This window comes from Micromonospora endolithica, from assembly GCF_003626595.1.
Classification (GTDB): domain Bacteria; phylum Actinomycetota; class Actinomycetes; order Mycobacteriales; family Micromonosporaceae; genus Micromonospora; species Micromonospora endolithica.
Genome location: NZ_RBAK01000015.1, coordinates 1 through 13704, shown reverse-complemented (window position 1 = coordinate 13704; position 13704 = coordinate 1). Strand labels below are relative to the sequence as shown.

The window sequence follows — 13704 nt, the reverse complement described above, 5'->3', positions numbered from 1 at the left end:
ACGCCCGGCCGTCGGGGTCAGGCCGGCGGCTCCGCCAGGCGTACGACCAGGTCGGCACGCGCCGCGGTGTCGATGACCAGGGTCGCGTTGGTCTCGTCACTGCCCCGCGCCCACTCCTGCGCCTCCCGCGGCGAGCGGCCGTACGCCTGGTGCCGGGCGGTCAGCCGGCGCAGCCGCAGCTCGGCGTCCAGGTCCAGGAACCACACCTCGTGCAGCAGCGGGCGGATCTCGTCCCAGGGGAACGTGGACAGCAGCAGGTAGTTGCCCTCGGTCACCACCAGCCGGACCTCCGGCGGCACCTCGATCGCCCCGGCCACCGGCTCCTCCAGGTCCCGGCGGAACGTCGGCGCCCAGACCGAGGTCGGCTCCAGCCGGCGCAGCCGGCGCAGCAGCGAGACGAAACCGTTGGCGTCGAACGTGTCCACCGCGCCCTTGCGACCGGCCCGGCCCAACCGTGCCAGTTCCGCCTGGGCGAGGTGGAAGCCGTCCATCGGCACCAGCCGCGCGGTCGCGCCGACGGCGGCGACGACCCGCTCGGCCAGGGTCGACTTGCCGGCGCCGGGCGGGCCGGCGATGCCGAGCAGCTGGCGCGGGCCGGCATCGGCGAGCGCGCGGGCCCGGGCGACCAGCTCGTCGACGGCGAGGACGCGCGCGGTGGGCATCAGCCGAGGGTCGGCTCGCTGATCGCGAACCGGGCGTGCACCGCCGCCTGGACCGTCTGCGGCCGGGGGTCGAGTTCGAGTTCGGGTGCCCCACCGGCCGCCGCGGGACCGACCTCGTAAGCCGCCCGGGCGAACATCGGCCGCTCGACATCGCCGGTGTCGGCCAGCTCGATCAGGGCGGTGACCCGGGCACCGAGCGCCTCGGCGTATTCCCGGGCGCGGGACAGCGCGTCGTCGATCGCGGCCCGCCGGGCCTCCCGGTGGACCGGGCTGTCCGGGCGCAGCGACCACCAGGGCCCGGCCACCGCGACCTGGTCCTGGTCTGCCAGGCGCAGCATCAGCTCACCGAGCGCGGTGAAGTCACTGACCGTCACGGTGGTGGACACACTGCCGCGGTATGCCACCACGCGCTCGCCGGAGCGCCGGGTCTCCGGCCGCACCCACAGGTCGCCGGTCTCCCGCCGGTCGACCCCCGGGGTGTGCCCGTCGAGGAGCACCCGGACCGCGGCGGCCCGCTCGGCGAGCCGGGTCAGGACGGTCTCCCGGTCCTTGTCGCGGGCCAGGGCGGTCACCGTGAACTGCGCGATCTCGGGATCGACCTCCCGGTACGCCTCACCCCGCACCGACACCACCGGTCCGTCCACCATGCCCTCACCCTAGCGGCGTGCCCTCCGGACCGCCCGCCCTCCGGCCGCCCGGCGGGCAGTCGCGGCGCCCGGTCGCTCAGGCGGTGTCCGGCCGGACCGGCCGGTGGGCGGTGTACGCGACCGTCCCGGGCCGGACCGCGCAGTCGCTCAGGTGGCCCCCCGCCGCGCCCACCTCCCGCAGCCAGGCCACCTCGTCGGCGTGTCCGCCGTCGGCCGGGAAGTCGCGCGTCTCGACCCCGTACGCCCGGCCGCGCAGTGCCGCCCGGACGGCCCCGGCCTCGGCGTGCAGCGCGGTGAGCGCGTCGCCGTCACCGGCGCGCAGGGCCTCGGCCAGGTCCGTCAGGTAACCGGTCACCCCGGCCAGCTCGGCCAGCACCCGCTCCCGGTTGCCGAGCAGCATGCTGGCGGTGCGCCGGGCCGGGGTGCCGGCGACCCGGGTGCCGTCGGAGAAGCTGCCGGCGGCCAGGGCGAGCACCGCGTCCCGCAGCGGCGTCCGGGACACCGCCCCGGCCAGCGCACCGGCGAGCAGGTGCGGCACGTGCGAGGCGAGGGCCGCGGCGGCGTCGTGGTCGGCGGCGTCCATCGGCACCACCCGGGCCCCGAACACGTCCACGACCAGCGCGGCGAGCCACCGGAAGGCGAGCGTCCCGGGCCCCGGCGCCGGGCAGAGCACCCAGGCGGCGGAGTCGAGGAGCGTCGGCGAGGCGGCGGTCAGCCCGGCCGACTCGGCGCCGGCCATCGGGTGCCCCGGCACGAACCGGTCGAGCAGCCGGTGCCGGGCGGCGAACCCGGCCAGCTCCGCCTTGGTGCTGCCCACGTCGGTGAGCACGCAGTCGGGCGGGGTCACGGCGGCGACCCGCAGCAGGGTCTCCGGCAGGCTGGGCAGCGGGCCGCAGAGGAAGACCACGTCCCGCCCGCGTACCGCCTCGTCCAGTGTCTCCGGCGCGGCCAGCCCCCGGGCGCGCGCGTGCCCCCGGGTCGCCGGGTCGGGGTCCCAGCCGGTCACGTCCAGCCCGGCGGTGTGCAGCCGGAGCAGGACCGATCCGCCGATCAGGCCGGTGCCCAGCACGGCGGCCCGCAGGTCCGCGTACCGTCCCGGGGTTTCGGGGGTGGACGGGCCCGGCAGCCGACCGGCGGGCGCCGCGTCGCCGCGCGGGGAGGTCCCGTCGTCGGTCATGGCCGCGCCCGCGCGTTCAGCCGGCCAGTCGGCCGGCGACCGCCGCGACGTTCCCGTCGGACTCGGTCAGCGCCACCCGCACGTGCTGCCCGCCGCCGGGACCGTAGAACACGCCGGCGGCCACCAGGATGCCGCGGCGGGCCAGCCAGTCCACGGTCCGCCAGCAGTCCTCGCCCCGGGTCATCCACAGGTAGAGGCCGGCCTCGGAGTGCTCGACGGTGAAGCCGGCCGCGGTGAACGCGGCGTACAGCGCCTCCCGCCGGGCCAGGTAGCGCTCCCGCTGCTCGTCGGCGTGCCGCTCGTCGGACAGCGCGGCCACCATGGCGGCCTGCACCGGGGCCGGCACGATCATCCCAGCGTGCTTGCGCACCTTGAGCAGCTCGGCCACCAGGGCCGGGTCACCGGCGACGAACCCGGCCCGGTAACCCGCCAGGTTGGAGCGCTTGGACAGCGAGTGCACCGCCAGCACGCCCTCGTAGGACCCGCCGCAGACCTCGGGCGACAGCACCGACACCGGCTCGGCCGACCAGCCCAACGGCAGGTAGCACTCGTCGCTGGCGACCACCGCGCCCCGCTCGCGGGCCCAGTCGACGACCTTGCGCAGGTGGGCGGCGGGCAGCACCCGGCCGGTCGGGTTGCCCGGCGAGTTGATCCAGACCAGCCGGACCCGGGACGTGGGACCGACCGCGGTCAGCGAGTCGGCCCGCACCACGGTCGCGCCGGCGAGCAGCGCGCCGTCGGCGTACGTCGGGTAGGCGACCGACGGCACCACCACCACGTCGTCGGGGCCCACCCCGAGCAGGGTGGGCAGCCACGCGACCAGTTCCTTCGAGCCGATGGTGGGCAGCACGCCGAGCCCGTCGACCCCGGCGCCGCAGGCCCGGGAGACCCACCCGGCGATCGCGTTCCGCAGGGCGGGCGTGCCGGCGGTCAACGGATATCCCGGTGCGTCCGACGCGTCGGCCAGCGCCGCCCGGATCACCGGCGGAACCGGATCGACCGGCGTGCCCATGGAGAGGTTGATCAGCCCGTCCGGGTGCGCCGCGGCCAGCGCGGCCGCGGCGTCCAGGGAGTCCCAGGTGAACTCGGGCAGCCGGGTCGAGACCGGCGCGGGCCGGTTCAGTGACCCTCTCCGCGCGGCGGCTGGGCGGCGACGAAGGTCGCGTCCTTCTCCACCTTGCCGATCTTCGAGGCGCCACCGGGCGAACCCAGGTCCTCGAAGAACTCGTAGTTGGCGCCGGTGTAGTCCTTCCACTGCTCCGGGACGTCGTCCTCGTAGAAGATCGCCTCGACCGGGCAGACCGGCTCACAGGCACCACAGTCGACGCACTCGTCGGGGTGGATGTAGAGCATCCGGTTGCCCTCGTAAATGCAGTCGACCGGGCACTCCTCGATGCATGCCTTGTCGAGCACATCCACGCACGGCTCGGCGATGATGTAGGTCACCGGTCTTCTCCTCCGCAAGACGCGTCGCGATCACCCGCGACGGTTAGAGCCTAGTATCTCGCCGGGGAGGGGGTCGATCGTGCTCCGACAGCAGGATGTGGGACACCGGATCGTGGTCCGCCGGATTGTGGGGATTCGCGAAGGCCGCCCCCAATTCTCCGATGCCCTCGGCGAACTGGTGGAGCTGAGCGAGACCCATCTCACGCTGGCCACCGCACAGGGCCGGCTGCGGGTTCCCCGGGACGAGGTGCACCGCGCCAAGCGCGTCCCACCGACCCGCCGACCGACCGCCGCCGCGGTGGTCGCGCTGGAGCTGGCCGCCGACGAGGCCTGGCCCGCGCCGGTACGCGGACGGTTGGGCGACTGGCGGCTGCGCAGCGCCGAGGGCTGGACCGGTCGGGCCAACTCGGCACTGCCGGTCGGCGACCCGGACCGGCCGCTGCCGGACGCCGTGGACGCGCTTGAGGCGTGGTACGCCGACCTGGGCCGGCCCGCCATGGTGAACACCCCGCTGCCCCTCGCCGCGCCGGTCGGCGCCGAACTGGACCGCCGCGGCTGGGCCGCCGGCCCGCCGGTGCTGGTGCAGACCGTCGCCCTGTCCGCGCTGACCGCTGCCACCCCGCCCGGTCCACCGACCGCCGCCGGCTCGGCGGGTCCGGCCGCCGGGTCGGCGGGTCCGGCCGCCGGGTCACCGCCGGTGCGGCTGGCGACGACGCCGTCGGACGACTGGCTCGCGCTCGCCGCCGGCCGCAAGGGCGGCCTGCCGGACGCCGCGTGGCACGTGCTCACCGCGGTGGACCGGGTCCGCTTCGCCCACGTGTACGCCGACGGCGCGCTGGTCGCGATCGGTCGGGGCACCGTCACCGGCGGCGGACGCTGGCTCGGGCTCAGCCTGCTCGACGTGGTGCCGGAGGCCCGCCGGCGGGGACTGGCCGGACAGGTCGTCCACGCCCTGGCCGACTGGGCCACGACCACCGGGGCCACCGACGCCTTCCTCCAGGTCGAACAACGCAACACCCCGGCGGTCAACCTCTACCGCACCCTGGGCTTCACCACCCACCACACCTACCTGACCCGCCACCCCCACCCCTCCCCCACCCCCCACACCTCCCCCGCCTCGCCCGCCTCCCCCGCCTCGCCCGCCTCGCCCGCCTCGCCCTGTTGATCATGGGGTTAGCGGGTGCGATGGAGATCGACGCGCCAGGCAACCCCATGATCAACGAGGTCCGGGGTGGGGTGAGGGGGTGGGGTGGGTTAGCGGCGGACGGGGCGGCGGGGTTTGGCGGCCCGGGTCTCGGCGTACCGCTTGAGGGTCTGTGAACGGTGGTCCCGGCCGAGGGCGGTGAGCAGCAGGTAACCCAGCAGGACGCCCGCGGCGGCGGCAGCCAGGTAGAGCCAGATCTGGGCGAAGAAGGTGCCCGCGCCGCCGGCGAACGGGGAGGCGCCCGTCAGCAGCGGGCCGACGAGCACCGTCAACAGCAGCGCGGCGCCCACCCCGACGACCAGGTCACCGCTCCAGTCGGCCACCGGCCGCCGCCCTCCCCACCGGAACGCGACGGTGGCCAGGATCAGACCGATCACCACGAACATGCCCAGCGACACCCGGTCAGCGGCACGATCGTCACCGTCGAAGCCCAGCCGGATGATCAACCGGGCAACCACGTTGACCGCGAACAGCGCGACCGCGAGTACCCCGATCGCGCGCCACCGATCCCTCATCGCACGCCTCCCGCCGTATCGCCCGCCCCGCTGGCGGGCCTCCTGGCAGGAATATCTACCACCGCGACCGGTGCCGCGTCAGCACCCGTCACCGGGTCGACGGAGGCACCGGCAGACGGGGCGGGGGTGGTGGCGCGGCCAGGATCTGCCGGAAGCCCACCACCGCGAAGGTCATCGCGCCGGCCACGATCATCGCCAGGTCCACCCAGGTGCCGGCGAGCAGCAGGTCGCCCTCGTCGGTGCGCAGGCCGGCGATCGCGACGAGGAGGAACCACGGCACCGCGGGCAACGCCACCGCCCAGCGCCGGGCCACCACCCGGTGCGCGAACCAGCCCAGCAGGACGTTGACGACGACCGCCACCAGCACCGCCACGCCGATCAACTGCCCGTTCACCCGCAGCGGCGCCAGCAGCAACTCCAACGCCGCGCTCAACGCTCCGCCCAGCACGGCGAGCACTCCGCCGGCCACCCGCAGGACGAGGTCGAGCACCGCCCGCGACCGGCCGGGCTCGGGCGGTGCGCTCTCCACTTCGCGGACCGACATCGGCGCGGCGGGCAGGGTCACCGGACGCCGGCCGCGCCGACCGGCGACCGGTCCGGGTCCTCCCCGGCGGGCAGCCCGGCGAAGAGGTCGTCCTCCCAGCCGTACCGGCCGGTGCCGGGGCCCTTCTCCCCCACCGCGAGGGTGAAGTACTCCACGCCCATGAACTCGGCGCCGAAGTTGCCGGCTATCGAGTAGAGCCACGACGACGCGGGGATCTGGGTGGCGTGGGCCCGCATCGCCGCCTCCTTGGCGGCGTGCTGCTCGGTCGCGTCGATCCGGGCGGCGATGTGCTCGTCCGGCGTGCCGAACGGCAGCTCGTCGACACTGCCGATCTCGGCGAACGGGTTGTCCGACGACTCGGTGAAGTGGCTCATGCCGGCCTCCAGGACGCTGCGTGGCATCGCGGTGAAATAGACCTTCGCGGGTGCGCAGCCCTGGACCCGGGCCAGTTCGACGGCACGCATCGCCACCCGGTGCGCCTGGATGTGGTCGGGGTGGCCGTAGAAGCCGTTGTCGTCGTACGTGATCATGACCTGCGGGCGGACCTCGCGCATGATCTCCACCAGGTGCCCGGCGGCCTCGTCGAGGTCGGCCTGCCAGAAGGCCCGGGGGTGCTCGTTGGTGGCCAGGCCCATCATGCCGGAGTCGCGGTAGCGGCCGGCGTCACCGAGGAAACGGTGATCGGTCACGCCGAGGGCGCGGCACGCCTGCGCCAGCTCGGCGATCCGGTACCCGCCGAGCTGGTCCGCCTCGCCGGCCGCGAGCCGCGCCAGCTCCGGCACGTGGATCTCGCCCTCCTCGCCGAGGGTGCAGGTCACCAGCGTGACGTGCGCGCCGGTGGCGGCGTAGTGCGCCATCGTCGAGCCGGTGCCGATGGACTCGTCATCGGGGTGCGCGTGGACCAGCAGGAGCCGGCGGTCGGGCAGCGTCGTCACGACCGTCACTCTAACCGGCGGATATCAGCCCATCCGCTCCGACGCGTCCACCCAGGTCGCCCACATCGCCCCGGCGACCGCCCTACGATCTACAGGTGTGGACTTTCCGGAGCTGGCCGCGCGTACCCGTCGGTTCAGCCACGGGGCGCCGCGCGCCGTCACCGTGGCCGACGACGGCTCCCGGGTGGTCTTCCTGCGGTCGGCCGGAGCGGAAGACCCGGCCGACGGGCTCTGGCTCCTCGACGTCGCGAGCGGCGAGGAACGGCTGGTCGCCGACCCGGCGGTGCTGCTCGGCGCCGGCGGTGACCCGACCGCGCTGAGCCCGGGCGAACGGGCGCTGCGGGAACGGCGTCGGCTGAGCACGTCGGGCGTCGGCTCGTACGCCCTCGACGACGCCGGCCGGGTGGCGGTCTTCGCGATCGCCGGCCGGCTGTTCCGGGCCGACCTGGTGCACGGCGACGTGGTCGAGGTGACCGCCGTCGGCCCGGTGCTCGATCCCCGACCCGACCCGACCGGGCAGCGGCTGGCGTACGTGACCGACGAGGCCGAGGGGATCCGCCGGGGACAGCTGCGGGTGGTCGAGGCCGACGGCTCCGACACCCTGCTGGCCGGCGAGGACTCCGGCGTGACCTGGGGTCTGGCCGAGCACGTCGCGGCCGAGGAGTTCCACCGGTTCCGGGGCTACTGGTGGGCGCCGGACGGGCGGTCGGTGCTGGCCGCCCGGGTGGACGAGTCCCGGTTGGGGCGCTGGCACCTGCACGACCCGGCCGACCCGGCGAGTGCGCCGGTCAGCGTCGCGTACCCGGTCGCCGGGGGGCCGAACGCCGAGGTCAGCCTGCACCTGCTCGACCTCGACGGGGGCTGGGTCGACGTGCACTGGGACCGGGAGACCTACCCGTACCTGACGGCCGTGCACTGGGCCGACGGCGGGCCGCTGATCACCGTGCTGCGCCGGTCCCAGCAGCACGGGCTGGTGCTGGCGGTGGATCCGCGTACCGGGGAGACCCAGGTGCACGCCGAGCTGGCCGACCCGCGCTGGGTGGAGCCGATCCCGGGCACCCCGGCGCACCTGCCCGACGGCCGGGTGCTGGTCGGCGGGGAGCTGGCCCACGACGGGTACGACGCGCGGTGCCTCTTCGCCGACGGCACCCTGCTCACCCCGCCGTCGCTGTACGTACGGCGGGTGGTGGGGCGGCTGCCGAACGGCAGCGGGCCGGCGGACCTCCTGGTGGAGGCGAGCGACGGCGAGCCGAGCGAGCAGCACCTGTTCCGGGTGCGGACCAGCATCGGCGGCGGCGTGGACGCCCGCCGGATCACCACCGACGCCGCCTGGCACTCCGCCGCCGTCGGCGGGGACGTGCTGGTGGTGGGCACCGCCTCGCTGGACCACGCCGGCACCCGCTGGACGGTGTCGCGGGGCGGGCAGGAGATCGGGACCCTGCGGTCGCTCGCCGCGACCCCGCCGTACGCCCCGCTGCCGCTGCTGGAGCGGGTGACCGACCGGCGGCTGCCGGCCGCGGTGCTCTACCCGGACAACCACGTCACCGGCCGGCGGTTGCCGGTGCTGCTCGACGTCTACGGCGGCCCCGGGCACCAGGAGGTGCTCGCCGCCCGGTCGGTGTGGCTGGAGCGGCAGTGGTGGGCCGACCACGGATACGCGGTCGTGGTCATCGACAACCGGGGCACCCCGGGCGTGGCGCCGTCATTCGAGAAGGCGATCCACCGTCGGGTGGCGGACGTGGTGCTGACCGACCAGGTGGAGGCGCTGAGCGCGCTGGCCGACAAGCAGCCGGACCTGGACCTGGACCGGGTGGCGGTACGCGGCTGGTCGTTCGGCGGCTGGCTGGCGGGACTGGCCGTGCTGCGGCACCCGGAGCTGTTCCGGTGCGGGATCGTCGGCGCCCCGGTGACCGACTGGGCGTTGTACGACACCGCGTACACCGAGCGGTACCTGGGGATGCCCGAGGACGGCATGGACGTGTACGCGCACCACTCGCTGGTGGAGATGGCCGCCGAGCCGGTGACCGGCCCGGACCAGACCCGTCCGCTGCTGCTGGTGCACGGGCTGGTCGACGACAACGTGGTGGCCGCGCACACGCTGCGGCTGTCGGCGGCGCTGCTGTCCACCGGCCGCCCGCACTCGGTGCTCCCGCTGACCGGGGCCACCCACATGGCGGCGGGTGGCGTCCGCGAGCGCCTGCTCAAGCTGGAGCTGGACTTCCTCCGCACCCACCTGGGGTGAAAGGAAGGGCCCCTTGTTAACGCCTCCGGTAGAGGAAGGGCCCCCTCTTAACAACAGCCCGCCGCAGCGTGCCGACGCGTGTTAAAAGGGGGCCCTTCCTATGCACCAGGCGTTAAGCGGGGGCCCTTCCTTACACCATCACGGCTTTACGTGGGCGTTGACGAACGAGGGGTAGCCGAAGACGCTGGAAATGAAGATCCCGCCCACCTTGGAGCCGTGCACGTTGTACGCCACGTCGGCGTAGAGCGGCACGACCGGGGCGTGCTCCTTCATGATCCGCTCGTCGAGCTTGCCCCACTCGGGCCCCTGCTCGGCCGGCGCCAGGGCCAGGATCCGGTCCATCTCGGCGTTGATCGCCGCGTCGTTGAAGTACGACTGGTTGCTGTTGCCCTCGGCCTTGATCGTGCGGCCGTCGTAGAGCACCGGCAGGATGGACGCGCCGCTCGGCCAGTCCGCCGCCCAGTTACCGATGTACAGGTCCCACGGGTTGTCCTTCTTCTTGACCTCGTCGAGCTTCGCGTCGTCCGGGATGTTCCGCAGCGTGATCTTGAAGCCGGCCCGCTCCAGGTTGGTCTTGAGCTGGGTCCCGATGGTCTGCTCGTTGGTGTTGTCGGCGACGCCGAGGACCAGCTCCGGCGTCTGCCCACCGAGCAGTTCCTTGACCTTGGCGGCGTCACCGGTGGCACCCGCCGGGTACGCGTCGTACGCCTTGAAGCCGATGGTGGACGGGGGCATCAGCGTGGTCATCGGCGACGCGACGGTCTGCCCACCGAGCGCCTTGACCAGGCCCTCCCGGTCGATGGCGTAGTTCAGTGCCTGACGCACCTTGAGGTCGGTGACCCGCTGGGTGTTGATGACCAGTTGGTTGGCGCTGGGCGTCGGCGACAGGATGGTGCGGGGCTTGAGCGCCGCGTCGCCGGCGACCCGGGCGACCAGCGACGGCGGCACGAAGTTGAACGCCAGCGCGCTCTGGTCCGGGCCGTTGTCGGCGATCACCCGGTTGTTGGCGGCGTCGGCGGTCGGGCCGAAGGACCACACGAACGTGTCCGGGTACGCGTGGCGCACCGGGTCGGTGGCCGGGTCCCAGTTCGGGTTGCGGTCCAGGGTGAGCTGGACCCCGACCTGGTTCGCGGCGACCTTGTACGGGCCGGACGAGAACGGCCGGTTGTCCAGGTTGACGCCGGTGTCTTTGTCCGCCGGCAGCGGCGCGGTGGTCGGCAGCGAGACCGCGAACGGCAGGTCGCAGCGGGGCTTGGTGAACTCGAACCGCAGCGTCTTGGCGTCCGGGGTGGTGAGGCCCGGCGGCAGCGCGGTCTTGTTCGCCTTGAAGTCCCACTTGGTGTCGAACTGCGGGGTGTCGGCCAGCCACTCCTGGAGGTAGGTGGGGCCGCTGGTCAGGTCGGGATCGAAGGACCGGGCGATGCCGTACGCGATCTCCTTGCTGGTGATCGGCCGGCCGTCCTCGAACTTCACCCCGTCCTTGACGGTGAACTCCCAGACCTTGCAGTCGTTGTTGACGTTCTTGCCCGGGGTCTCGGCCAGGTCGCCGACCAGGACCAGGCCACCCTTGCCGTCGTCCTTCCAGGTGGTCAGGTAACGGGCGAAGAGCGGGTTGGCCATCAGACCCGCGAAGGAGTACGTCCGCTGGGGGTCCAGGTGGGAGATCGCGGTCTCCCGGATGATGGTCAGGGTGCCGCCCTTCTGGGCACCGGGCACCTCGGCCGCCGGGCCCGCCGACTCCTTCGGATCGGTGGCGATGACGCCGGTCTGCTGCCGGTTCGTGTCCACGGTGGTGCCCTCACCGGTGTTCTTCGAGCACGCACCCAATGTCACTACCAGTGCGATCGCGCCGCTCGCGGCGGCCGCCACCCGTGGTCGCATGTCCTACCTCCTCCACCCGGTGCCCGGCGTTCCCGCCGACATCCCGAGGATCGTAAAGAAGAAAACCTTCGAAGTGTGTAACAGTTGTCGATAAATTCCACCACGCTGCGGCGGCGGTGGGAACGCCTCAGCCCAGCCGGACGCGCGGGTCGATGGCGGCGTAGAGCAGGTCCACCACCACGTTGGCGAGCACCACGAAGACCGCCGAGATCAGCACGGTGGCCATGATGGTGGGCAGGTCGCCGGCGCGTACCGCCTCCACCGCCGTGCGGCCCAGCCCGCGCAGGCCGAAGGTGGTCTCGGTGATCACCGTGCCGCCCAGCGCCGCGCCCACGTCCAGGCCGGCGATGGTGACCACCGGGGTGATCGCCGCGCGCAGCGCGTGCCGCCCGTACACCGTCCGTTTCGGCAGGCCCTTGGCCCGCGCGGTCCGGACGAAGTCCTCGGACAGCGTCTCCAGCATCTGCGCCCGGGACAGCCGGGCGTAGATCGCCGAGAAGAGGAAGGCCAGCGACAGCCAGGCGAGTACCAGGCCGCCGGCCCACTTCAGCGGATCGTCGAACACCGACGTGTAGCTGGGCACCGGCAGCCAGCCCAGGTTGTAGACGAAGACCAGCAGCAGCACCGCGCCGACGAAGTAGAGCTGGAGCGACGCGCCGGCCAGCGAGAACCCGATCGCCGCCCGGTCCAGCCAGGTGCCCCGGCGCAGCGCGGAGACCATGCCCAGGCCGACGCCGAGCAGCAGCCACAGGATCGCGGCCGGGATGACGATGCTCAGCGTCACCGGCAACACCCGGGTGACGGTGTCCAGCACCGCCTCGTTGTTGACGTACGACCAGCCCAGGCAGGGCGCGTCACACCGGCCGCCCTGGGCGCTGCCCAGGTCCCGACCGGTGACGATGCCCTTCATGTACCCGGCGTACTGGCTGATCAGTGGGTCACGCAGCCCCAGTTCCTCCCGCACCCGCTCCAGCCGCTCCGGGTTGCAGTTCTTCGGGCACATGCCACTCACCGGGTCACGGGGCAGCGCGAAGAACATCAGGAAGGTCAGCACACTGACCACGAACAGCGTGAGCACCGCGGAGAGCATCCGCCGGATCAGGAAACGCGCCATGGGGACCCCTACCGGGAGGACTTCGGGTCGAGCGCGTCACGCAACGCGTCGCCGAAGAGGTTGAACGCGAACACGAGCGCGAAGATCGTGATACCGGGGAAGAAGACGTACGCCGGGTCGGTCTGGAGGTAGTCGAGACTCCGGTAGATCATCTTGCCGAAGCTCGGCGTCTCCTCGCTCAGCCCCACCCCGATGAAGGACAGCGCCGCCTCGCTGGTGATGAACTGCGGCACCGCCAGGGAGAACGACACCAGGATCGGCGCCCAGATGTTCGGCAGCAACTGCCGGAAGAGCATGTGCCCGAGTCCGGCGCCGCTGGCCCGCGCCGCCTCCACGAACTCCCGTTCACGCAGCGCGATGACCTGGCCGCGGACCAGCCGGGCGGTGCTGGTCCAACCGAAGGTGGCGAAGATCCCGATCAGCACCACCACCCCGAACCACGGCGGTACGGCCTCCCGCTCGCCGTAGAAGCGCAGCACCAGCGTCGGGGTCAGGGCCAGGGCGATGATCAGGAACGGCATCGCCAGAGTCAGGTCGGTGACCCAGCTGATCCCCGCGTCGAGTGCGCCGCCGAGGTAACCGGCGAGGGTGCCGAGCACGATGCCGAGCACGGCGGTGAGCACCGCCGCGGAGAACGCGATGAGCAGTGACGTCCGCAGGCCGTGCACCAGCCGGATGAGGATGTCCCGGCCGATGCCCGGCTCCAGCCCGAACCAGTGCTCGCCGGAGACGCCGCCGACGTACCCGAGCGGCATGCCGAACCCGTCCAGCTTCTCCTGGAACTGCTCGCCCGGCCCGATGCCGTAGAGCGCCTCGATCAACGGGGCGCCGAGTGCCAGGGCAACGAACAGGACCAGCATCGCGCCGCTGACCATCGCCGTACGGTCCCGGCGCAGCCGTATCCAGGCGAGCCGGCCGGGCGAGCGGCCGACGAAGCCCTTCCGGCCGGTCGCCGAGGGGTCGTCAGCCGACTCGATCTCGGCCAGCGCCACGTCCTCCGCCGGTGACATGCTCATGTCGGCACTCCGCTGCGCTCCGTGCCGCCCCGAGGCACCACCGCCCTGACCCGATGATTCGCTCGCTGCCGCTCGCTCATGTCGGCACTCCGCTGCGCTCCGTGCCGCCCCGAGGCACCACCGCCCTGACCCGATGATTCGCTCGCTGCCGCTCGCTCATGTCGGCACCTCCTCGACGGCTTCCGGACCGGGCACGGCGAGTGGTCCGCTCTCCGGGAAGTGGCAGGCGGTCGACTGTGTTCCGCCGTCCCGGGTCGTCAGGGCGGGTTCCTCGGTGGCGCAGATGTCGCGGGCTTTCCAGCAGCGGGTACGGAATCGGCA

General features: G+C 73.3%; 12 protein-coding genes and 2 pseudogenes. 2 read left to right on the top strand and 12 right to left on the bottom strand.

The window, feature by feature from the left end:
* Positions 1-17: 17 nt before the first annotated feature.
* The 5 genes from D7223_RS27435 to fdxA all read right to left on the bottom strand — a co-directional run bounded on the left by D7223_RS27435 (position 18) and on the right by fdxA (position 3932).
* Positions 18-662 (bottom strand): nucleoside/nucleotide kinase family protein, encoded by a 645-nt coding sequence (locus D7223_RS27435; RefSeq protein WP_120731607.1) that lies wholly within the window; start codon positions 660-662, stop codon positions 18-20.
* Positions 662-1309 carry an SIMPL domain-containing protein gene (locus D7223_RS27430; RefSeq protein ID WP_120731605.1) on the bottom strand — a complete coding sequence of 216 codons (648 nt, stop codon included), beginning with the start codon at positions 1307-1309 and terminating at the stop codon, positions 662-664. The genes D7223_RS27435 and D7223_RS27430 overlap by 1 nt, the downstream gene beginning before the upstream one ends.
* 76 nt (positions 1310-1385) lie before the next feature.
* On the bottom strand, positions 1386-2486 hold the full coding sequence (locus D7223_RS27425) for a prephenate dehydrogenase (protein ID WP_120731603.1): 1101 nt from the start codon (positions 2484-2486) through the stop codon (positions 1386-1388).
* A gap of 16 nt (positions 2487-2502) precedes the next feature.
* On the bottom strand, positions 2503-3609 hold the full coding sequence (dapC, locus tag D7223_RS27420; RefSeq protein WP_272948771.1) for a succinyldiaminopimelate transaminase: 1107 nt from the start codon (positions 3607-3609) through the stop codon (positions 2503-2505).
* Positions 3606-3932, bottom strand: coding sequence for a ferredoxin (gene fdxA / locus D7223_RS33780; protein WP_007464872.1), 327 nt, complete (start codon positions 3930-3932; stop codon positions 3606-3608). Before fdxA ends, dapC begins: the two co-directional genes overlap by 4 nt.
* A 79-nt stretch (positions 3933-4011) precedes the next feature.
* Between fdxA and D7223_RS27410 the strand changes: the two are divergent.
* Positions 4012-5022 (top strand): annotated as a pseudogene (locus D7223_RS27410) (GNAT family N-acetyltransferase); the annotation flags it as partial.
* 164 nt (positions 5023-5186) lie between these two features.
* On the opposite strand, the gene D7223_RS27405 reads toward D7223_RS27410, so the two are convergent.
* From D7223_RS27405 to mshB, 3 genes are all read right to left on the bottom strand, one after another.
* Positions 5187-5651, bottom strand: coding sequence for a hypothetical protein (locus D7223_RS27405; RefSeq protein WP_120731597.1), 465 nt, complete (start codon positions 5649-5651; stop codon positions 5187-5189).
* Positions 5652-5739: 88 nt separating this feature from the next.
* Positions 5740-6195 (bottom strand): hypothetical protein, encoded by a 456-nt coding sequence (locus tag D7223_RS27400; RefSeq protein ID WP_120731835.1) that lies wholly within the window; start codon positions 6193-6195, stop codon positions 5740-5742.
* 17 nt (positions 6196-6212) lie between these two features.
* The gene (gene mshB, locus D7223_RS27395; protein ID WP_120731595.1) at positions 6213-7139 is read right to left on the bottom strand and encodes an N-acetyl-1-D-myo-inositol-2-amino-2-deoxy-alpha-D-glucopyranoside deacetylase; all 927 of its coding nucleotides are present in this window, start codon (positions 7137-7139) and stop codon (positions 6213-6215) included.
* 88 nt (positions 7140-7227) lie between these two features.
* On the opposite strand from mshB, the gene D7223_RS27390 reads away from it, so the two are divergent.
* Positions 7228-9372 carry a S9 family peptidase gene (locus D7223_RS27390; RefSeq protein ID WP_120731593.1) on the top strand — a complete coding sequence of 715 codons (2145 nt, stop codon included), beginning with the start codon at positions 7228-7230 and terminating at the stop codon, positions 9370-9372.
* A 138-nt stretch (positions 9373-9510) separates the two neighbouring features.
* Here the strand turns inward: D7223_RS27390 and D7223_RS27385 are convergent, their stop codons facing one another.
* The 4 genes and pseudogenes from D7223_RS27385 to D7223_RS33775 form a co-directional block, all read right to left on the bottom strand.
* Positions 9511-11253 carry an ABC transporter substrate-binding protein gene (locus D7223_RS27385; RefSeq protein ID WP_120731591.1) on the bottom strand — a complete coding sequence of 581 codons (1743 nt, stop codon included), beginning with the start codon at positions 11251-11253 and terminating at the stop codon, positions 9511-9513.
* 127 nt (positions 11254-11380) lie between these two features.
* A complete protein-coding gene (locus tag D7223_RS27380) occupies positions 11381-12367 on the bottom strand; it encodes an ABC transporter permease (protein WP_120731589.1) in 987 nt (328 codons plus the stop codon).
* 8 nt (positions 12368-12375) lie between these two features.
* Complete coding sequence (locus tag D7223_RS27375) at positions 12376-13383, bottom strand: ABC transporter permease (protein ID WP_120731587.1); 1008 nt, start codon at positions 13381-13383, stop codon at positions 12376-12378.
* Positions 13384-13539: 156 nt separating this feature from the next.
* Positions 13540-13704 (bottom strand): annotated as a pseudogene (locus tag D7223_RS33775) (dipeptide/oligopeptide/nickel ABC transporter ATP-binding protein); the annotation flags it as partial.

Coding starts and splice junctions, on each gene's coding strand:
- D7223_RS27400 (WP_120731835.1), bottom strand. CDS start 6,195: ATGTCGGTCCGCGAAGTGGAGAGCGCACCGCCCGAGCCCGGCCGGTCG.
- D7223_RS27435 (WP_120731607.1), bottom strand. CDS start 662: ATGCCCACCGCGCGCGTCCTCGCCGTCGACGAGCTGGTCGCCCGGGCC.
- D7223_RS27375 (WP_120731587.1), bottom strand. CDS start 13,383: ATGAGCATGTCACCGGCGGAGGACGTGGCGCTGGCCGAGATCGAGTCG.
- D7223_RS27405 (WP_120731597.1), bottom strand. CDS start 5,651: ATGAGGGATCGGTGGCGCGCGATCGGGGTACTCGCGGTCGCGCTGTTC.
- D7223_RS27430 (WP_120731605.1), bottom strand. CDS start 1,309: ATGGTGGACGGACCGGTGGTGTCGGTGCGGGGTGAGGCGTACCGGGAG.
- D7223_RS27385 (WP_120731591.1), bottom strand. CDS start 11,253: ATGCGACCACGGGTGGCGGCCGCCGCGAGCGGCGCGATCGCACTGGTA.
- D7223_RS27380 (WP_120731589.1), bottom strand. CDS start 12,367: ATGGCGCGTTTCCTGATCCGGCGGATGCTCTCCGCGGTGCTCACGCTG.
- D7223_RS27425 (WP_120731603.1), bottom strand. CDS start 2,486: ATGACCGACGACGGGACCTCCCCGCGCGGCGACGCGGCGCCCGCCGGT.